At 65.7% G+C, this 20,230-nt stretch carries 12 protein-coding genes; 4 read left to right on the top strand and 8 right to left on the bottom strand.

Going from position 1 to position 20,230, the window contains the following annotated elements:
• Window positions 1–14: 14 nt before the first annotated feature.
• Window positions 15–524: a type VI secretion system lipoprotein TssJ gene (tssJ, locus tag GD429_RS08600; RefSeq protein ID WP_152856540.1), complete on the top strand. Its 510-nt coding sequence runs from the start codon at window positions 15–17 to the stop codon at window positions 522–524.
• Window positions 525–1,029: 505 nt separating this feature from the next.
• The gene (locus GD429_RS08595) at window positions 1,030–2,172 is read left to right on the top strand and encodes a DUF2827 domain-containing protein (protein ID WP_152856539.1); all 1,143 of its coding nucleotides are present in this window, start codon (window positions 1,030–1,032) and stop codon (window positions 2,170–2,172) included.
• 212 nt (window positions 2,173–2,384) lie between these two features.
• Here GD429_RS08595 and GD429_RS08590 read toward each other — a convergent pair whose 3' ends face one another.
• Entirely contained in the window at window positions 2,385–2,741 is a 357-nt protein-coding gene (locus tag GD429_RS08590; protein WP_193727080.1) for a hypothetical protein, read from the bottom strand.
• A 215-nt stretch (window positions 2,742–2,956) separates the two neighbouring features.
• On the opposite strand from GD429_RS08590, the gene GD429_RS08585 reads away from it, so the two are divergent.
• Together GD429_RS08585 and GD429_RS08580 are read left to right on the top strand one after the other, a co-directional pair.
• Window positions 2,957–3,760, top strand: coding sequence for an EAL domain-containing protein (locus GD429_RS08585; protein WP_152856538.1), 804 nt, complete (start codon window positions 2,957–2,959; stop codon window positions 3,758–3,760).
• Between the two features lie 90 nt (window positions 3,761–3,850).
• Window positions 3,851–4,267 (top strand): hypothetical protein, encoded by a 417-nt coding sequence (locus tag GD429_RS08580; protein WP_193727079.1) that lies wholly within the window; start codon window positions 3,851–3,853, stop codon window positions 4,265–4,267.
• A 169-nt stretch (window positions 4,268–4,436) separates the two neighbouring features.
• Here GD429_RS08580 and GD429_RS08575 read toward each other — a convergent pair whose 3' ends face one another.
• The 7 genes from GD429_RS08575 to GD429_RS08545 all read right to left on the bottom strand — a co-directional run bounded on the left by GD429_RS08575 (window position 4,437) and on the right by GD429_RS08545 (window position 19,916).
• Window positions 4,437–6,410, bottom strand: coding sequence for an FkbM family methyltransferase (locus tag GD429_RS08575; RefSeq protein WP_152856536.1), 1,974 nt, complete (start codon window positions 6,408–6,410; stop codon window positions 4,437–4,439).
• Between the two features lie 24 nt (window positions 6,411–6,434).
• Window positions 6,435–7,571, bottom strand: coding sequence for a DUF2827 family protein (locus tag GD429_RS08570; RefSeq protein ID WP_152856535.1), 1,137 nt, complete (start codon window positions 7,569–7,571; stop codon window positions 6,435–6,437).
• Window positions 7,572–7,602: 31 nt separating this feature from the next.
• Window positions 7,603–8,070, bottom strand: a complete 468-nt coding sequence (locus GD429_RS08565; RefSeq protein WP_152856534.1) for a DUF4019 domain-containing protein — start codon at window positions 8,068–8,070, stop codon at window positions 7,603–7,605.
• 25 nt (window positions 8,071–8,095) lie between these two features.
• The gene (locus GD429_RS08560; RefSeq protein WP_152856533.1) at window positions 8,096–9,250 is read right to left on the bottom strand and encodes a DUF2827 domain-containing protein; all 1,155 of its coding nucleotides are present in this window, start codon (window positions 9,248–9,250) and stop codon (window positions 8,096–8,098) included.
• Between the two features lie 14 nt (window positions 9,251–9,264).
• Entirely contained in the window at window positions 9,265–10,410 is a 1,146-nt protein-coding gene (locus GD429_RS08555) for a DUF2827 domain-containing protein (RefSeq protein ID WP_321574477.1), read from the bottom strand.
• A 393-nt stretch (window positions 10,411–10,803) separates the two neighbouring features.
• On the bottom strand, window positions 10,804–11,466 hold the full coding sequence (locus GD429_RS08550) for an OmpA family protein (protein ID WP_321574475.1): 663 nt from the start codon (window positions 11,464–11,466) through the stop codon (window positions 10,804–10,806).
• Window positions 11,467–11,591: 125 nt separating this feature from the next.
• Window positions 11,592–19,916 (bottom strand): ESPR-type extended signal peptide-containing protein, encoded by an 8,325-nt coding sequence (locus tag GD429_RS08545; protein ID WP_152856605.1) that lies wholly within the window; start codon window positions 19,914–19,916, stop codon window positions 11,592–11,594.
• Window positions 19,917–20,230 lie beyond the last annotated feature (314 nt).

Genomic DNA, 20,230 nt, shown 5'->3' with positions numbered 1-20,230 from the left:
CGGGGACGCATCGGATGATGCGAAGCATTCGACAGGTAGCGGTCGGTGCGCTGACGGTCGCGTCGATGTCTGGCTGCGGCATGTGGCAGTCGGTGAAGGATACGACGGTCGACGCGACGCGCGCGGTATTCATCGCGAAGGTCAAGCAGATGAATCTGGTGATCGAAAGCCGTTCCGCCCTCAACGAAAACGAGCAAGGCCAATCGTTACCGGTTGTGGTGCGCGTCTACCAGTTGAAAGACGCGAAGGTCTTCGGAAAAGCGAGTTACACCCAACTGCTCGATGACGATAGCGCGTTACTGAAGGCCGATCTACTCGGCGGTATGGAAACCACGCTCGGGCCTGACGCCGCGGTGAAGCTGTCTGCGCCCATGGCGGATGATGCGCAAGTTGTCGGTGTTGCGGGATTCTTTCGTGATCAAGCGGGTGCCGAGTGGCAACTGGTGATTCCGAAATTGCAATGGAAGAAGACTGATCCCGTCAAGCTGATCGTGACCGGCAATCGGATGGAGTTGGTGCCATGACCGAGGCGCATTTTCGGGAGCTTGATCGTCGGCGAGGGAATGCCTGATGTGATCTGGCGATAGCGAAAGCGCCGGAGCGCCGACGCGACTCATTCACGGCGTTCGTCCGGACTTGCAGCGGGTACAAAGTCCAGCGTTGGGGTGCCGTCGAGGATCGCTTGCGCCCCGCCATCGAGCGGATTCGAGATGCGTTCAGATCGATGATCGTCCGAGATAATCAACCATCCCCGCTAACTTGCCGCCCACCGGCAGTCAACGTCGCTTGCACCCCGGCGGCCACAGACTCCTCATCCGTTGGAAACGCGTCCAGAATCGGCTCCTGATCGCCCGTCCAGGCTCCTGTTCCATTGGAAAGCGCTGCCTGCCCGGCGCTAACCATCCATGACAGTGTGCCCGCCGGCGATTCGCTAGAATGCCCGGTTGCCGCCGCCGCTTGACGCGGGCGGCGCTTCGCGCGCTACACTGCGTTCATTCCATTCCCATCCAACCTCCCATCCCGCTGACGATGACGTCTCCTGTCCTGAACGGCCTGCGCATCGGTATCACGATCGGATTGCGTGCCCCCGACGAAAGCCTGTGGATCAACGGCATCAAGCAGAACGCGCTGTTTCTCGCGAAGCTGCTGATGGCGTCGCCGCGCGGCTACCGCGTGACGCTGGTCAACACGACCGACGTGCCGCTCACCGACGCGCTGCCGTGGGATCGTGCCGTGTACGACACACGCGCGTTCGCCGACATGAAGGATTCGCTCGATGTGGTGATCGAGCTCGGCGGGCAGATCGACGCCGAGCAGACGGCCTACCTGAAAGCGCGCGGCGCGAAGCTCGTCAGCTACTGCTGCGGCGTCGAGTACATCAACGCGATGGAGTCGATGCTGTTCGGCCGCCGGCTGTGGGATTCGCTGTTCGTCAACCGCGGCTTCGACGAGGTGTGGGCGATTCCGCAGATCGCGCCGTCGTCGCTGCCGTTCCTGCAGTCGCTGCGCCGCTGCCCGGGGCGCGTCGTGCCGTTCGTGTGGGATCCGATGTTCCTGAGCGTGCGCGCGCAATCGCTGCCGGAGCACGGCGAATACCGGCCGCGCAGCGAGCCGGGCAAGCGGTTGACGGTGATGGAGCCGAACCACAACGTAGTGAAGTTCTGCGTGTATCCGATGCTGATCATCGACGAGGCGTTTCGCCGCGATCCCGATGCGATCTGCTTCACTCACGTGACGAACGCCGATCGCCTCGCGCACGACAGCCCCGAGTTCGTGATGCTGATGAATTACCTGGACATCGTGCGCGCTGGCAAAGCGAGTTTCGTCGGGCGCTTCGATACGCCGCTGTTCCTGGCCGACATGACCGATATCGTCGTGTCGCATCAATGGTCGAACCCGCTCAACTATTTCTATTTCGACGTGTGCTGGCAGGGCTATCCGCTCGTGCACAACGCGAGCCTCGCGCCCGATCTCGGCTACTACTATCCGGACAACGACGTGCAGCAGGGCGCCGATGCGCTGCTGCGCGCGCTGCATACGCATGACGACGACTGGGAAGCGTACACGCGGCGCCAGCGCGACATCCTCGGCCGCTATACGTCGGCGAATCCCGCACTCGTCGCCGAATACGACGCGCTGCTCGCGAACCTGATCGGTGCGACGGCCGCATAACGCCCGTTTTTTCGAGGCGCTTGCCCGTTGCGCCGCGGGCCGCCATCGGGGCTGTCCCACCCTAATGTCTGATGAATTGATGCCGTTAAAAAAGAAACCGTCGAACCCGTTCGGGTCGACGGTTTTTGAAGGCACGAATTTGACGGCTCCGAGGGAAGTCCGTCGGAAACAAGTTTATAGGTTAACGAATTGGAAAGATTGTTAAACTTGGTTCAATCTATAATCATCATATAATTAAACTTGATATTATTGATTAAAGGCTGGTTGATTCTGCTTTGAGATTCATTAATATCGTTAGAAGCGTGAAAATTGAATGCTGCGATGATCGAATGGCGCAGCGGCAGGTTTTCAACGGGCGGTAAGCCCGGGCGGCCGGCTACGGCGGCGAGCTTGGCATCGAATGCGGACGGCGCTTCACGGGCCGGCATTGATCCGATCAATTGAAAAATTCCCGATTCACGGGATTGGCGTGTCGCCGGAAAATCGATTCGGACAAATTTGTTCGGACGAAAAAGATAAGCGACTTCCGGATCGGGGTTCCGTAATTCGCGTTGTGTAACCTGTCGCACAGTCGGTGTCGTGCGTACATGGTGTATTCCCGGTAATTGAATATCGTTGACAATATCGAATTTGACGGCGCGCCGAAGCGAAAAGTACGCTCCCGGAAAAGATCGACATAACAGAATGGGCCGGGTAGGCGGCGGAGCGCGTCATGGTCGGTTCGCTCCGCATGTTTGTTGAGGTCGAGCCGTCTTCGGCGGCTCGCCATTTGCCGGAGCGCCGGATGAATGCGGTCGAAGCTCGCCTGGAGGCGAATCGGGAAGCGAATCGTGACGAAATCGATCTCGTGTTCGGCGCGCCCGACGATCATCCCGACCTCGCGTCGGTACGCAGTTTCGTGGAAAGCCGGCTCGGGTTCGCGCACGAGCCGGTGTGCCGATCCGACCTGTCGGGCGGCGTGCTGTACCAGGAGTGCCTGGCGCGGTTGCGCTGGGGCGAGCGCGACGCGTTGCCGCCGGCCGCGTTCCTGCCGCGCCTCGAGTCGCTCGGGCTGATGCGCTGGTTCGACCGGCTCGTGGTGAGCCGGACGATCGACGGGCTGCGCGCCGATCCGGGCACCGTCTACGGTTGCAACGTCGCGGCGGCGAGCGCGGTCGTCGACAACGCGTGGCTGGCCATTTTCAGGCGGCTCGAGCGCGAGCCGTCGGTTGCGGCGCGGCTGGTGGTCGAGATCACGGAGACGGGGCCGCTGAACCCCGTCGCGGGCCGGTCGTTCGTGAACCGCTTCCGGCAGGCCGGATGCCGGATCGCGATCGACGATTTCGGCGTCGGCTTCAGTGCTTTGAACAATCTGGTGGTCGGCAATCCCGACATCGTGAAGCTCGACCGGTCGGTCCTGTCGATGATCAAGCGCAATGCGGTCGGGCGCTACCAGTTCCGCAGGCTGATCGCGTTCGCGCATGAAGGCGCGCGGCACGTCGTCGTCGAAGGCGTGGAGAACGAGCTCGACCGGCAGATCATCGTGGATGCCGGCGTTGCATGGGCGCAGGGCATCCGCTTTTCATTGCGGTCGCCGGCCGCCGCGTAACGGCGCGGGAACAGGCGGGCGGCGTGCGTGATGTGCGCCGGAGTCGGGCGGGTCCGGCGCGTGGCCGGGACGAATCGCAAAGGGGCACACATGGCGGAGACGAAGACCGGACGCGGAACGGGCACGCAGGCGGCCGATGCGCGCGACCTGGTCGCGATCGCCGAGCTGGCCGACATGCTGTGGCAACTGGGCGCCGAATCGACCGATGTGCCGATCGACGTCGTGCCGTATCTCGACGGCCTGAAGGCCGTCGCACGCCGTATTCAGCGGATGACGCCGCTCGACGCCAACGGCCGCGAGCTGGCGGCGCGCCACTATTACGCAGGCGTCATCGCGGGCGCGTGTGGCGACGATTCGGCAATCGCGCGCGGCGTATCCGACAGCCTCGTGAAGCAAACCGGCGGCGCAAGCCGGCCGGCGGCTCGTTGCTTCGCCGTGCTCGCGCGCACGGGGCGGCGGCATGGCCGCGTATTCGCCGCGTCAAGCGGCGCTCGGGTGCTGGTGTAGCGCACCTTCCCCTGTTGAGAAAAATCATTCGTGGGGCTGGCCACCATAAGGGGCCGTCATTGGCGCGAACAGGCCCTGGCGCATCCGGTGCGCGCGCGGGCCGGCATGCGGCCGGCTTCGACATCGTCCGGGCGCAACGGCCCGGACGCCCGGACGCACGGCAAATCGATCAATCCTTCCCGAACCCGCCAAGCACCAGCGCCATCGCGCGGTCGATCGCGTCGTCCCATTGGCCGACGTGCGCGGCGCGCACGATCCGGATGCCCGGGTAGAGTGCGGTGCGCGAGCCGGTTTCCCAGCGCGCATCGGCCTTCGGGCTGAGCAGCAGCACGGCCGGCACGCCGAGCGCGCCGGCGACGTGGATGTGCGCGGTGCAGGTGGTCACGATGGCGTCCATCGCGAGCATCAACGCCGCGAGATCGCTGAAATCGCCGATCGCGTGATGCGGGAACGTGACCGGCAGGTCCGATTGCTCGGACTGCGCGGACAGGTCGCGGTTGATGCAGTACACGGCGTGGCCCTGCATCCGTGCAAGCGGTGCGAAATCACGCAGGCTCGCCGCGCGATGGAAGCGCGCGTCGCTTTCGTCGCGGCCGCGCCAGTTGAGCCCGATGCGGCGCGTGCCGGGCGCATGGCCGTCGCGCGACACGCGCTCGCGCCACGCGGCCGCATGCGCGGGCGGGCACGACAGGTACGCGGCCGGTGCGCCTTCCGGCGCCGGCGCGTAGCCGAACCGGGCGGCGAGCATCAGGAACGAACACCAGTAGTCGTGCGCGATCTGCGGCGTGTCGGCCCATGCGCCGTGCACGCCGATGAAATCGATGCGCGGGAACGTATGGCGCAGCAGCCCCGTCAGCGCATCGGGGACGACGACGGTCACGCCCGCACAGCCGAGCACGCCCAGCGCATGCAGGTAGCGCGCGTACTGGAACTGGTCGCCGGCGCCGCCGTAGCTGAGCACGAGCAGCCGCTTGCCTTGCAGCGGCTGGCCCACGTAGAGCCGCTCCATCGGCAGTCCGAACCGCGCGGCCGTCAGCACGTTTTCGCTGGCGATGGTGGCGCGGGCGGCTTCTTCGCGCCGGCCGGCGCGCAGCAGCAGCGCCGAGCGCGCCAGTTCGATGCGCCCGCGCGCCGCGTCGGGCAGCGCGGCCGGATCGCCGAAGCGGTCGAGCGCGGCGAGCCCGGCGTCGGGCGCGCCGGCGAAGCCGTAGCACGACGCGAGCTGCAGCGCGATCGCATCGTCGTCGAGCCCGCGGCCACGCGCACGTTGCCAGCGGTCGATCGCATGGCCCCACTCGCAGCGCGATTCGTGGTCGAGCGCGCGATTCCAGTTTGTTTCGGGCGCGTCGGCGTCCACTGTGCCCGCGGTCGCATGATTCGCGCTGCTTGCGGCCGCCGATGCGGTGGCGAGCGGCTCGCCCGAGATGAACAGCCGCTGCCGGTCCCAGCGCGGGTTCGGCACGCAGAGCATGTTCAGCCCGTCGATCCGGTAGAACGTATAGTCGAGGCCGGCGAACGTATCGATGATCGGCGCTTCGCCGACTTTCCAGTATTCGATCCAGCACCACGGCAGATGCGTCTCGATCAATCGGCGCGCGCCGCGCAGCGCGTCGATCTCCATCCCTTCGATGTCGAGCTTCAGGAAATCCAGCCGCGGCAGGCCGAGCGAATCGAGCCTGACGACCGGCGTCGGCGTGCCGCTCGCCGATTGGCCGTCGACGAGCGACACCGAACCGAAGTCGGCGTCCTGCCCGTAGTCGATGTCGGGCACCTTCATCGTGCCGTTGGCGCTGGCGAGCCCCATGTTCAGCAGATGGAGGTTGTCGAGCTGGTTGAGCGCGACGGTGCCGCCGAGCGCATGGAACAGCGTGCGCTGCGGCTCGAACGCGTACACGCGGCCGCCGCGCGCGTGCAGCCGGTGTGCGATCGGCACGCACACGAGCCCCGCATTCGCGCCGCCGTCCACCGCGATCGCGCCGTCGGGCAACTGGTCGATCACCTGCAGGATCGTGTCGAGCTCGGCCTGGATATGCGGCCGGCCGGTCTTGATCAGCGCCTCGGCCTGCAGCGCGCAGTGCCGGTTGATGACGAACGGGCCGTGGATCGAATCGATCACGACGAAATTGCGGACGGTCTGATTCATGGGCAGGAACGCGTGCGAAGGAGGTCAGCCGAGCGCGCGGCCGGCGAACAGCTGCTGGATCTGCGCGGAATATGCGCGGACGTTGTGTTCGGCGAGCGTGTCGACCTGGTGCAGGCAGCGGCGGGCGGCCGCCGCATAGTCGTCGAGCCGCGCGTCGTGCGTCTGCGCGGCGGTCGCGATCGCGCGCGCCGCGTCGAAGATCTCGAAGTCCGGATAGTAGTAGCCGACGTCGCGCAGGAACGGCGAGTTGTGCACGAGCGGGTAGTTGCCGTACAGCGCGTCGTACAGCAGGTAGTTGAGGCCGTTTTCCCAGTGGTGCGACACGACGATGTCGGTGTGATGCGCGGCCCACGCGACGAACGGCGCGCGCACGTCGGCTGTCGCCTTGCCGTCGCGCACCATCTCGAGTCCGAGCGCGAGATGCTTGAAGGCGACGTTCTCCTTCTTGTCGAACGTGTTGGTCATGTACACGTGCTCGACGAGCTCCGGGTGCTCGACGTAGCACGCGTTCGCGGCGAGCATCGGCACGATCGAGCTCTTCACGACGTTCAGGTTCGGTTCGAAGAACGCGATGCGCTTTGCCGGGCCGTGGTTCCGGTAGCCGAAGCGGGCCTTCAGTTCGGGGTCCGCGTCGAGGCTGCGCTCGATGAAATACGGCGACCAGATGTGCGGCAGCTCGATCACCGGCGCGCGATACACGGCCTGGAAATAGGCCGCGCACGTATGCATGTGCTGCGGGTTGGTCCAGATCTCGTCGAACTGCACGCGGTGCGGGTTCGGCCGCCAGTCGTTCTTCTCGAAGTTGATCGTCTCGACCGCGATCACGTAGTCGTTGCCGAAGCGGTACGACACGCACTTGCCGCCGCGCCGGCGCACGGCGTCCGTGTGCGACGGGTCGATGAACGCGTTCATCTCGATCAGCAGGTCGGTCTGGTGAACGACCGACGACAGCGGCCGCAGCGCGTCGCCGAACGCGTCCATCATCAGCGCCTGCGGATAGTCGGTGACGCCGTCGTCGTGCGCGAGCCAGACCTCGCCGATCAGCGGCGACTGCTTCAGCAGCATGTACAGGTACACGCAATGCTGGTTCGCGCCGTTGTACCAGATCGACTGCGTCGCGTCGCGCTGCACGTTCATCGTTATCGCGACATTGAGTTTCATGGCGGCTCCGGTGAGGCGGGCGGTGCGCGGCTTACTGCACGGCGCCTTGCGACTGGCGCGGCACGTAGCCCGTCAAGTGCCAGCGGCCGTCGTCGTCGAGGCGAAAACTCAGCTTCTCGTACACGGTCGCGCCGCTCGTCAGCGTGGTTGCATAGTCGACGTTCGCGTAGAGCCCGTCGGGCATCGTCGACGCATTCTTGTAGCGGATGCGCGTGATCTGCGCCCAGCCGCGATGGCTGACCGCACCGACCGACTGGCGAGCCTGCTGCATGTCCGCCGCGAACTGGTCCTGCTTGATGCGCGTCTTCACGAACGCGGCGGCATCGCTCCACACCGCGCCGTACTGGCCGGCGTCGAGCTGCTTGAACACTGCATCCGAATCGCGGAGCAACGGGTCGGCCGTTTCGCCGGCCGATTGCGCGTGCGCGCCGATCGCGATCGACGCGACGGCGCAGCCGATCAGCCATTTCGCGCGGGTGAGGGGCGTGCGTGCGTTCATGTCGGGTTCCGGAAAGGGCGGCGCGTCACGCGTCGCGATAGAGGGTGGCGATCGCGTCCGTATAGGCGGCGACGTTGTCGGGGTTATAGATGCTGACCGAGTCGAGCACATGCTTCGACTGTTCGCGGTACGCGTCGAGATTCGCGTCGTGTTCGGCGAACGCCTGCAGCAGCGCGCGGCCGCCGGCCTGGCAGTCGAAGTCCGGATAGAAATACCCGGCCTTGCCGAGGAACGGCGAGTTGTGGATCAGCGGATAGTCGCCGTACAGCAGTTCGTAATACAGGTAGTTCTGCGCGTTTTCCCACGTGTGCGACACCACCGCATCGCCGTACGCGGCCATGAACTCGTACACCGCATAGCGGCTTTCGAACGTCGTGATGCCGTGCTCGACGATGTCGAGGCGCTTCGCGAAGTGGACGAAGGTCGCGTGCTCCTTGATGTGGATCGTGTTGCACACGCGCACGAACTCAAGGAATTTCGGATCGGCGCGGTATGCCTCTTCCGTGACCAGCATCGGGATGATGCTCGTCTTCACCATGCAGATGTTCGGCTCGAACATCGTCACGCGCCAGCGCGGCTTGCCGGGCCGATAGCCGTACGACAAGCCGGCGCCGAGCGTCGCGCGCGCCTTGTCGAACAGCATCGGGTGCCAGATGTGCGGGACGATCGTGACGGGCGCGCGCAGGCCCGTCTGGTAATAGTGCAGGCACGAGCGCTCGAATTCGGGAATCGTCCACACCGCGTCGTACGGCGCGCCCGAGAACAGGAAGCCCGGCGGCTTGTTGAACATCGCGCGTTCGATGTCGATCACGTAGTCGTTGCCGACCCGCATCGTGACGACCTTGCCGCCGCGCTCGCGAAACGCGCGCAGGTAGTCCGCGCCGAACTGCGCGCTCATTTCGATCAGCACGTCGCAGCGTTGCAGCGCTTCGTCCATCGACAGCAGCGGCACGTCCCATTCGCCGAGCATCATCTGCGGATCGGCGACCTGTTCGCCGCCGTTCACCATCACGGCTTCCGCGACGAGCGGCGACTGGCGCAGCAGCAGGATCAGCAGCAGGCAGTTCTGGAAGATGCCGTTTTCCCACAGCGACTGGCCGGCGCCGCGCACGAACAGCGATACGCCGACGACGAGACGCTTGCCCTCGCCGGGCGCTTGACGGGCATTGGAGTCCGACATGCGTATGCTCCGGTTCAGGCGACCAGACGCGAGACGAACGCGTCGAGGTTCGCGGGGTTGTCGATCGAGACCGACTGCAGCAGCCGGCCGGCTTTCGCGCGATAGTCGTCGAGGCGTTCGTCGTGATGCAGCCACGCGTCGAGCAGCGCGCGGCCGCCCGCGGCCGAGTCGAAGTCCGGGTAGTAATAGCCGGCGTCGCCGAGCAGCGTCGAGTTGTGGAGCAGCGGATAGCCGCCGTGCAGCACGTCGTAATACAGGTAGTTCTGCCCGTTTTCCCAGTGGTGCGACACGACCGCATCCGCGTGGCGCGCCATGAAGCCCGGCAGATCGATGCGCGGCTCGAAGGTCGCTTTGTGCTGGCGCACGAGATCGAGGCTGTTCGCGAAGTGCACGAAGGTCGGATGCTCCTTCATGTGCATCGCGTTGACGACGTACATGTGTTGCACCGCGTCCGGCCGCGCGCGGTAGAACTCGTCGCACGCGAGCATCGGGTAGTGGCAGGACTTGGCGACCGAGATGTTCGGCTCGAGCATCGCCAGGCGCCACGGGCGGCGGCCGGGCCGATAGCCGAACGATTCGCCTTCGGTGGCGAGCGCGGCGACGCGGCGATCGAGGAAGTACGGCGACCAGATATGCGGCATCAGGTGCACCGGCGCGCGCAGTATGGACCGCAGCATCGGCGCCGCGGTCTTGTCGTATTGCGGCAGCAGCCACACTTCGTCGAACGGCGCGCCGTTGAAGATGTGCCCCGACGGTTTTTCGAAGATCGGGGTTTCGCACAGCCCGGCATACACGTGCCCGCAGAAGAACGCGGCGATTTTCTTGCCGAGCGCCTTCATGTGCCTGAGCCATTCGACCGGCAGCTGCGCGCCCATTTCGATCACGACGTCGAGTTCGTGCGTGACGTCGGCGGGTTTCACGAGCGGGATGTCGAGGCCGTCGAGTTCGAGGCCGGCCGGCAGTGCGTTGGCGTCGCCGCCGTTCAGGAAATAGACGGGGCCGACGCGATCCGAGCGCTTGAGCATCATCGCGAGGAACGCGATGTTCTGGTGAATGCCGTTTTCCCAGATCGCCTGGCCGTCCCGCGCAAACAGCGAGATGCCGACTGCCGGCCGTTGCTTGCGGGTGCCGCCCGCGGCGGCTTCATTGATGTCCGTCACCGGTTGGTTTCCTCTGCGGCGTCGTGCGTCCGGGCATGGCGTCGAGCGTCTGGCCTGGAAGCGGCGCACCGTGGATTGTCAGGGTTGCATTCGCGCCGTTGCGCCGCGGCAGGCGAATCGGGCGACGTGGTTCGCGGGGGCGGCAGCCGGGTTCCGGCGTGTCGTCGGGCACGCCTGGCACGGCGCGCGATTCGGGCAGGCTGCCCCGGCGACTGTCTGCGGCGATTGTGGCACGGAAATCGCCGGTTTGTGGCGGCACGTGACGAACTTTGACATAGCCGCCGGCCGGCGCAAACGGGGCGCCGGTGCAGCGGCGCCCGCGTAGATCGGCGGAGGTCCGGCGCGGAGCCGGCGGCCTGCCGGATCGGGCCGCCGCGCGCGACGGTCGCCCGCTCAGTGCTGCAGCGTGATTTCGACGCGGCGGTTGCTGGCGCGGCCTTCGGCCGTGGCGTTGGACGCGACCGGATCGGCCTTGCCGCGGCCCGTGACCGTCAGCGTGCCGGCCTTCAGCCCGTGCGCTTTCAGGTACGCGGCGACGGATTCGGCGCGGCGCTTCGACAGCGCGAGGTTGTAGTCGTCGCTGCCCACCGTATCCGTAAAGCCGGTGACCGTCACCTGCGAGTACGTGCGGTCCGCGCGCTCGCTCAGCAGCCGGTCGAGCGATTCGCGCGCGGTCGGCGCAAGCGTCGCGTGGTCGGTCGCGAACAGCGCGTCGCCCGACAGGTTCACGTGTTCGACGGTGGCAGGCGCCGGCTCGGCGGCCGAGGCCGCTTCGGCCGGCGCGGCGCCGCACTGGAAGATCAGCGTCGCGGGATCGGATTTGTCGCGCAGCGCGCGGGCCGAGTCGACGGCACGCACCGGCTGGTCGCCGCAGATCTTGCGGGCGGCCTTCATGCAGGTCTGCGGGCCGGACAGCAGGCCGTGGCAGTCCACCTGGAACGTGCGCATGCCGTCGCGCGGCTGCAGTTCGGAGGCGCTGAAGGTCGGGCCGGATGCGGTCGAGCACGCGGCGAGGGCCATTGCGGAAAGCGCGAGCGCAAGAGCGAGTTTGTTCACGGTTACGTCCTCAAAGCTTGGGTTGACAGAAGCCGGCCGCGGGCTGCGCGGCCGGCTCGTCCTGCCGTCGGGGGCCGCTGCGGGCCGGCCGGCTGGCGAGCCGGGCGGCCTGGCGGCGCGACGCGTTACTTCCACTGGTACAGCATGCCGGCGCCGATCACCTTCTGACCGCCGCTGAAGCCGCCGTTGATCGACGCCTTCAGGTTCTCCGTGATGCGGGCCTGCATGTTGACCGCCATCGCCTTCTGGCCGAGGAAGGTCGACGTGCCGACACCCATGCCGAAGTTGGCGTCGCGATCGAGTTGCGGGATCGACGCCATCGCGCCGACGGCCGCGATACCCTGCTTCGCCATCTGGTCGGTCTGCTGCAGTTGCGAACCCAGCGAGTTGATCTGCGTTTGTTGGCCCGACAGTGCCGTCGACAGCGTCGTCTGCACCTGCGTCAGCTGGTTCACGTTCACCGCGTCGGTGCCTTGCGTACCGGGCGCGACGTTCACGATCTGACGCTGCTGCGTGTCGCTGCCGACCGACACCACGTTCGAGCGGCCGCCGTCCGTCGAATTCGCGCCGATCGCCACCGAGTTCGAGCCGGCGGTGACGGTCGGATGATCGCTGCCGGTACCGTTCATGTCGGCGGCGATGCCGTTGGAATTGAGCGAGCGCGTCGTGTTGTTGTTGATCGTCGTCGACAGCGAGTTCAGCGTGTTGTTGATGTTCGTCACGCCGGTCGACAGCGAGGCGACCGTGCTGTTCGTCGAGCTCAGTCCGGTGGACAGCGAACCGATGCCGGTCGACGTCGACGTCGACAGCGAGTTGACGTTGCTGTTCGTCGAGCTCAGGCCCGTCGACAGCGAGCTGATCGCGGTCGAGGTCGACGTGGACAGCGATGCCACGTTGCTGTTCGTGGTGCTCAGGCCGGTGGACAGCGAGTTGATGCCGGTCGACAGCGACGAGATGTTCGACGCGGTCGACGTGGACAGGCTCGTGATTGCCTGGTTCGTCGCGTTGAGCTGGCTGCCGTTGATCGCGTCGGTGCTGCTGGCCGAGATCCGGCCGGCGGCGACGTTCGTGATCTGGCGCTCCTGGCCTGGTGCGCCGACGCTCACCACGCCTGCCGGCGAGCTGCCCGCGAAGAAGTACGTGGCGCCGCCGATTGTGGCGCTCGACGTCGGGTTCGCGGCGCTCGTGACCGAGTTTGCACCGAGCGCGATCGAGTTGGCGACGTTGGCTTGCGCGTTCGTGCCGAAGGCGAGCGCGTCGGCGGCCGTGGCCTTGGCACCCGAGCCGTAGGCTTGTGCGCCGATGGCGCTGGCCGTGGCCTGGTTGCCCAGCGCGATCGTGTTGTCCGCGGTGGCCTGGTTCGAGCTGCCGAGTGCGAGTGCGCTGGCGCCGTTTGCGGTGTTCGCGTTGCCGAGCGCCACTGCGCCGTTGCCGGTCGCCGTGTCGTTCGCGCCCAACGCTACCGCGCCGGTGCCCGTCGCGATGCTCGGGTCGCCGATCGCGACCGCGCCGTCACCGCTCGCGGTGTTGCCGGAGCCGATCGACACGGCCTTGCCGCCCGTTGCCGACGCGTTCTGGCCGATCGCGACCGCGCCCGCCGACTGCGCGTTCGAGCCGTCGCCGACCGCGACGCTGCTTGCGCCTGCCGCGCTGGCGTTGACGCCGGCGGCGAGGGCGTTGGTGCCCGTTGCGCCGTCGTTGGCGTAGTTGCTTTGCTGCGTGCCGTTGTCGTTGACGCTGTAGTAGTGCGTCTTCGCGGCGTTGATCGCGGTCGAGGTCGACGTGGACAGCGACGCCACCGAGCTGTTCGTCGTGCTCAGGCCGGTGGACAGCGAGGTGATGCCGGTCGAGGTGGAGGTCGACAGCGAGGTGATCGTGCTGTTGGTCGAGCTCAGGCCGGTGGACAGCGAGTTGATGCCGGTCGAGGTCGAGGTCGACAGCGAGGTGATGGAGCTGTTGGCCGAGGACAGGCCGGTCGACGTGGAAGTCGACAGCGACGACACCGAGCTGTTGGTCGAGCTCAGGCCGGTGGACAGCGAGTTGATGCCGGTCGAGGTCGAAGTCGACAGCGAGGTAATCGAGCTGTTGGCCGACGAGAGGCCGGTTGACGTGGAGGTCGAAAGCGACGTGATCGAGCTGTTCGCCGAAGACAGGCCAGTCGATGTGGAGGTCGACAGCGAGGTGATGGAGCTGTTGGCCGAAGACAGGCCGGTCGACGTGGAGGTCGACAGCGAGGTGATGGAGCTGTTGGCCGAGGACAGGCCGGTCGACGTGGAAGTCGACAGCGACGTGATCGAGCTATTCGCCGACGAGAGACCCGTCGACGTGGAGGTCGACAGCGACGCCACCGAGCTGTCGGTCGAACTCAAGCCAGTGGACAGCGAGCTGATGCCGGTCGAGGTCGACGTGGACAGCGACGTGATCGAGCTATTCGCCGACGAGAGACCCGTTGACGTGGAGGTCGACAGCGACGCCACCGAGCTGTCGGTCGAACTCAAGCCAGTGGACAGCGAGCTGATGCCGGTCGAGGTCGACGTGGACAGCGACGTGATCGAGCTGTTTGCCGACGAGAGGCCCGTCGACGTGGAGGTCGACAGCGAAGCCACCGAGCTGTCAGTCGAGCTCAGTCCAGTGGACAGCGAGCTGATACCGGTCGAGGTCGAAGTCGACAGCGACGTGATCGAGCTATTCGCCGACGAAAGACCCGTCGACGTGGAAGTCGACAGCGAAGCCACCGAGCTGTTGGTCGAGCTCAGGCCGGTGGACAGCGAGCTGATGCCGGTCGAGGTCGACGTGGACAGCGAGGTGATGGAGCTGTTCGCCGAGGACAGACCCGTCGAGGTCGAGGTGGACAGCGACGTGATCGAGCTGTTTGCGGACGACAGACCCGTCGACGTCGAGGTCGACAGCGACGACACCGAGCTGTTGGTCGAACTCAGGCCGGTCGACAGCGAACTGATGCCGGTCGAGGTCGAGGTCGACAGCGAGGTGATGGAGCTGTTGGCCGAGGACAGTCCGGTCGAGGTCGAAGTCGACAACGACGTGATGGAGCTATTCGCCGACGAGAGACCCGTCGACGTCGAGGTGGACAGCGACGCCACCGAGCTGTCGGTCGAGCTCAGGCCTGTGGACAGTGAGCTGATGCCGGTCGAAGTCGACGTCGACAGCGAGGTGATCGAGCTGTTGGCCGAGGACAGGCCGGTCGACGTGGAAGTCGACAGCGACGTGATCGAGCTGTTCGCCGAAGACAGGCCAGTCGATGTGGAGGTCGACAGCGAAGCCACCGAGCTGTCGGTCGAGCTCAGGCCTGTGGACAGTGAGCTGATGCCGGTCGAGGTCGAGGTCGAGAGCGAGGTGATGGAGCTATTCGCCGACGAGAGACCGGTCGAGGTCGACGTGGACAACGACGTGATCGAGCTATTCGCCGACGAGAGACCCGTCGACGTCGAGGTCGACAGCGACGACACCGAGCTGTTGGTCGAACTCAGGCCGGTGGACAGCGAGCTGATGCCGGTCGAGGTCGACGTGGACAACGAGGTGATGGAGCTGTTAGCCGACGAGAGGCCCGTCGAGGTCGACGTGGACAACGAGGTGATCGAACTGTTTGCGGACGACAGACCCGTCGACGTCGAGGTCGACAGCGACGACACCGAGCTGTCGGTCGAGCTCAGGCCGGTCGACAGCGAACTGATGCCGGTCGAGGTCGAGGTCGACAGCGAGGTGATGGAGCTGTTGGCCGAAGACAGGCCGGTCGACGTGGAAGTTGACAGCGAGGTGATCGAGCTGTTCGCCGACGAAAGACCGGTCGAGGTCGAGGTGGACAGCGAGGTGATGCCGGTCGAGGTCGAAGTCGACAGCGAGGTAATCGAGCTATTGGCCGACGAGAGGCCCGTCGAAGTCGACGTGGACAGCGAGGTGATGGAGCTGTTCGCTGAGGACAAGCCCGTCGACGTGGACGTCGACAACGACGCGATCAAGCTGTTCGCTGACGACAGACCGGTCGAGGTCGACGTGGACAACGACGTGATGGAACTGTTGGCGGACGACAGACCCGTCGACGTGGAGGTCGACAGCGAGGTAATCGAGCTATTGGCCGACGAGAGACCTGTTGACAGCGACGTGACGCCACTTTGCGCGGTGCTGATGCCGGTCGACGTGGAAGTCGACAACGAAGTCACCGAGCTATCGGTCGAGCTCAGGCCGGTGGACAGCGAGCTGATGCCCGTCGAGGTCGACGTCGACAGCGAGGTGATGGAACTGTTCGCTGAGGACAAGCCCGTCGACGTGGAAGTCGACAACGACGTGATCGAGCTGTTCGCCGACGAAAGACCCGTCGAGGTCGACGTGGACAACGACGTGATCGAGCTGTTGGCCGAGGACAGGCCGGTCGAAGTCGAGGTGGACAACGACGTGATGGAGCTGTTTGCGGACGACAGGCCGGTCGAGGTCGAGGTCGACAGCGAGGTGATGGAGCTGTTGGCCGAGGACAGGCCGGTCGAAGTCGAGGTCGACAACGAGGTGATGGAGCTGTTGGCCGAAGACAGACCGGTCGACGCGGACGTCGACAACGAAGTTACGTTGCTATTGGTCGTAGAGAGCCCGGTCGACAGCGATGAGATCGCGCTGTTGGACGACGACAGCGTCGAGGACAGCGACGTAACGGTGCTGTTCGTGCTCGACAGGCCAGTGGACAAGGAGCTGATGCCGGTCGAAGTCGACGTGGACAGCGAAGTGATGCTCGAACCGGTCGTGCTTGCGACGGCATAGAGCTGGCTGCCGTTGATCGCGTCGGTGCTGGTCGACGTGATCCGGCCTGCCGCGACGTTCGTGACCTGGCGCTCGGCGCCGGCTGCGCCGACGCTGACGACGCTTGACGGCGTAGCGCCGGCGAAGGTGCCGTACGTGGTCGAGCCGATCGTTGCGCTGGAGGTCGGGTTAGCGGCGGCGGTGACGGAACCGGAACCGAGGGCGACGTCGCCGGCGTTGTTCGCAACCGCGTTCGGGCCGATCGCGACGGAGTTGGTGCCGAGGGCCTGGCTGTCGGGCGCGGTCGAGTTCGCGTGGAAGTACTTGATGCCCTGGTTGTTGATGTTGTCGATCGCGGTGCCGACGCTGTTGGCGGTCGTTGTGGTGCCGTTGGCGTTGTACGTGGTGTACGAGGGGGCCGAAATCGTGCCGGTGGCCGGGTTGTAGGTTGCGCCGCCGCCGAGCGCCGCGGCGGTGCTGTTGCCGAGGTTGTTGGTCGTGGCGGTGACCGAGCTCAGACCGGTAGACAACGAGCTGATGCCGGTCGAGGTCGACGTGGACAGCGAAGCGACGGAGCTGTTGGTCGAGCTCAAGCCGGTCGACAGCGAAGTGACGCCGCTTTGCGCGGTGCTGATGCCGGTCGACGTGGACGTGGACAGCGAAGCGACGGAGCTGTTGGTCGAGCTCAAGCCGGTCGACAGCGAAGTGACGCCGCTTTGTGCGGTGCTGATGCCGGTCGACGTGGACGTGGACAGCGAAGCGACGGAGCTATTGGTCGAGCTGAGGCCGGTCGACAGCGAAGTGACGCCGCTTTGCGCGGTGCTGATGCCGGTCGACGTGGACGTGGACAGCGAAGCGACCGAGCTATTGGTCGAGCTGAGGCCGGTCGACAGCGAAGTGACGCCGCTTTGCGCGGTGCTGATACCGGTCGACGTGGACGTGGACAGCGAAGCGACGGAGCTATTGGTCGAGCTGAGGCCGGTCGACAGCGAAGTGACGCCACTTTGTGCGGTGCTGATGCCGGTCGAGGCCGACGTGGACAGCGAAGCGACGGAGCTATTGGTCGAGCTGAGGCCGGTCGACAGCGACGTGACGCCGCTTTGCGCGGTACTGATGCCGGTCGAGGCCGACGTGGACAGCGAAGTGACGGAGCTATTGGTCGAGCTGAGGCCGGTCGACAGCGAAGTGACGCCACTTTGCGCGGTGCTGATGCCGGTCGAGGCCGACGTGGACAGCGAAGCGACGGAGCTATTGGTCGAGCTGAGGCCGGTCGACAGCGACGTGACGCCACTTTGCGCGGTACTGATGCCGGTCGAGGCCGACGTGGACAGCGAAGTGACGGAGCTATTGGTCGAGCTGAGGCCGGTCGACAGCGAAGTGACGCCACTTTGCGCGGTACTGATGCCGGTCGAGGCCGACGTGGACAGCGAAGCGACGGAGCTATTGGTCGAGCTGAGGCCGGTCGACAGCGAAGTGACGCCACTTTGCGCGGTACTGATGCCGGTCGAGGCCGACGTGGACAGCGAAGTGACGGAGCTATTGGTCGAGCTGAGGCCGGTCGACAGCGAAGTGACGCCACTTTGCGCGGTACTGATGCCGGTCGAGGTCGACGTGGACAGCGAAGCGACGGAGCTATTGGTCGAGCTGAGGCCGGTCGACAGCGAAGTGACGCCACTTTGTGCGGTACTGATGCCGGTCGAGGCCGACGTGGACAGTGAAGTGACGGAGCTGTTGGTCGAGCTCAGGCCGGTCGACGTCGAGGTGGACAACGACGTAATCGAGCTATTCGCCGACGACAGACCGGTCGAAGTCGAAGTGGAAAGCGACGTGATCGAGCTATTCGCCGATGACAGACCCGTCGACGTGGAGGTCGACAGCGACGACACCGAGCTGTTGGTCGAGCTCAGGCCGGTCGACAACGAGCTGATGCCGGTCGAGGTCGAAGTCGACAGCGAGGTGATCGAGCTGTTGGCCGAGGACGGGCCGGTCGAAGTCGACGTCGACAGCGACGTAATCGAGCTATTCGCCGACGACAGACCCGTCGACGTCGAAGTCGACAGGCTCGTGATGCTCGACGTCGTCGTGCTAGCAACCGCAAAGAGCTGGCTGCCGTTGATCGCGTCGGTGCTGGTTGCGCTGACGAGGCCCGCCGCAACGTTCTGGATACGGCGTTCCGCGTTCGGCTGGCCGACGCTGACGACACCGCCCGCCGAGCCGGCGCCGGCGTAGTTGCCGAATGTCTGGCCGCCGATCGTCGTGTTGCTCACCGTGGTGGTGCCGCCGGTCGTCGCCGACAGTGCACTGGTCGTCACCGAGCTGCTACCGAGGGCGACCGAGTTCGCGACGTTCGCGGTCGAGCCGACACCGATGGCGATGGCGTTCGAGACCGACGCATTGGCGTTTTGCGCGAACGCGACCGAGCCGGCGCCCGACGCGGTTGCATTCGAGCCGAAGGCCGTCGCATAGGAATTCGACGCCACGGCTGCGGCGCCGACGGCGACTGCGCCGGCGGCGCCGCTGGCCGTCGAGCCGTTGCCGAGGGCCAGCGCGTCCGTGCCGGTCGCGCGCGTGTTGGCGGCGAAGCTGCCGACGTTGCCAAGCGCGATCGCACCGGTGCCGGTTGCGGTCGCGGAGTTGCCGATGGCGACCGCACCGTTCGTGCCCGTGGCCGTCGCCGAGCTGCCGATTGCAACGGAGCTGTTGAGCGCCGTGCTGCTGTTGCCCAGCGCGACGGAGCCCGTGCCGCTTGCCGAGTTGGTGTTGCCAAGCGCGAGGGCGCCGGAGCCGTTCGACGTGTTGTTCGCGCCGATCGCGAGCGCACCCGTGCCGGTTGCGCTGTTCGGATCGCCGATCGCAACTGCGCCGTCGCCGCTAGCTGACTGGCCGCGACCGATCGCAACCGCGCCGCCGGCGGCCGAGCCGCCGTTGGCCGTCGTGCCGCTCGAGCCGATCGCAACGTTCTGGCCCGTCGCGCCGGACACGACACCGTCGCCTTGCGCGATGCCGTACGCGCCGTTGACGGTCGCGCCGCGGCCGACTGCGATACCCGACGTCGCGGTTGATGCGACGGACGACTGCCCGCCGATCGCGATGCTGTCCGAAGCGGCCGATTGCGCGCCCTTCGTTGCGTTGCTGCCGATGGCGATCGCGCCCGCGCCCGACGCGATGGTCGAGTTCGCTTGCGACAGCGGCGTCGTGCCGTTGCCGCCCGCACCGCCGATCGCGACCGAGTTCAGCGCGTTTGCCGTCGAGCCGAAGCCGAGCGCGGTGGCGCCTGCGCCGCTCGCGGTGGTTTCGAGGCCGGCGGCGACGCCCCACAGGCCGGCCGACGACTGCATGCCGGTGGCGACGGCGCCGTTACCGGTCGCTTGCGCGAAGGAGCCGTAAACCGTGACGCCGGTCCAGCCGTTGCCGTTGGAGTTACAGCCGGCCACGACCGAATACGTACCGGAGCCGTCCCCTGCCTGGTTCGCCGTACCGCCCGGGTTGACTCGGCCGACTGCGCCGTTGCTTCCCGTAAAGCAGGTCTGCACTGTGTTGAGCGTGTTGGCCTCGGCGAGCCCCGGCAGGCCGATCGCCAGTGCTGCGACTGCGGCGACCACGACGGCCGACTTGTTCGGCTTGCCCCGTGCCGAATCGATTTCCGATGCCGCGACCCAGGCGCCAAGAGCTTCGTTCCAGATCGAGCGGTATGTGCGGTTCATGTCCTACTACCTCCAAATGTGCACGCTACACACCGGTCTCTTTTGTTAGAGGAATACTCCGTGCGCTCGCGCGAATCTCAAAAATTGATGGGCGGAGTTTATTGGAGGTACCTTTTTTAAATTGACAAATAGTGATAAATGGGAGGTTTTAAAAGTTAAAAGATGGTTAATGCATTGCGTTTTGATGTATCCGCGAAGAATGAATTTGAAAGTTGTTGGAATGTATCGTGTAGGGTTTGAGTTTTTCGCGATCCGTCTTGTATATCGTATAAAAATCAAGCGGTTACGTGAGTTTTGTGCGGCAGATCACATGG

Source organism: Burkholderia sp. BE17, assembly GCF_009362305.1.
GTDB lineage: Bacteria > Pseudomonadota > Gammaproteobacteria > Burkholderiales > Burkholderiaceae > Burkholderia > Burkholderia pyrrocinia_C.
The sequence above is the reverse complement of the archived record's forward strand: the minus strand, read 5'-3'. Positions and strand labels throughout refer to the sequence as shown.